Origin of the sequence: Parachitinimonas caeni, from assembly GCF_030129945.1 — a bacterium.
Taxonomy (GTDB): Bacteria; Pseudomonadota; Gammaproteobacteria; order Burkholderiales; family Chitinimonadaceae; genus Parachitinimonas; species Parachitinimonas caeni.
In genome coordinates, this window is the sequence record NZ_JARRAF010000168.1 from 1 (window position 1) to 534 (window position 534).

General features: G+C 64.6%; 1 protein-coding gene. It reads left to right on the forward strand.

The window, feature by feature from the left end:
- On the forward strand, window positions 1-534 hold a 534-nt coding region (locus tag PZA18_RS24145), incomplete at both ends, for a hypothetical protein (protein WP_284103441.1).

The window sequence follows — 534 nt, forward strand, 5'->3', positions numbered from 1 at the left end:
CGGGTACGGGCCGAAGTCAAAGACCCGGATGGTATCCAGGCTCGCACCGAGTTCCGCTACGACGCCGCTGGCCACACCACCCGCATTGATGCCGGCGTGACCTATAGCGCCATCCATGACCCGGTGACCGGCAAGCAGACCGGCGTGGCGCGTCATGTCCACACCTCAACCCAATACGTGTTCGATGCCCAGGGCCGTCGCGTCCGCGAAATCCTCGACCCGGATGGGGTCAAGCAGACCACCGAGTACTACTACGACCAGAACGGCAACGTCAGCCTGAAGATCCAGCGGGCAAGCCCGGATAGCCCCACCACGTCCGAAACCCGTGCCACCGCCTATCTGTACGACGAGAACAACCGGCCGACCTTCAGCTTCAGCCTGCTCAATGCGACCGAAGTGGCGGTGACACAGACCGAGTACGACATCGCCGGCCGCATCACCAAGACCGTGCGCTACGCGACCCCGGCCAAGCTGTCGGTGGTGGCGCCCTTGTTCAGCCCGGTCAGCGGCATGGCGGGCCAGAACCTCAGCCCT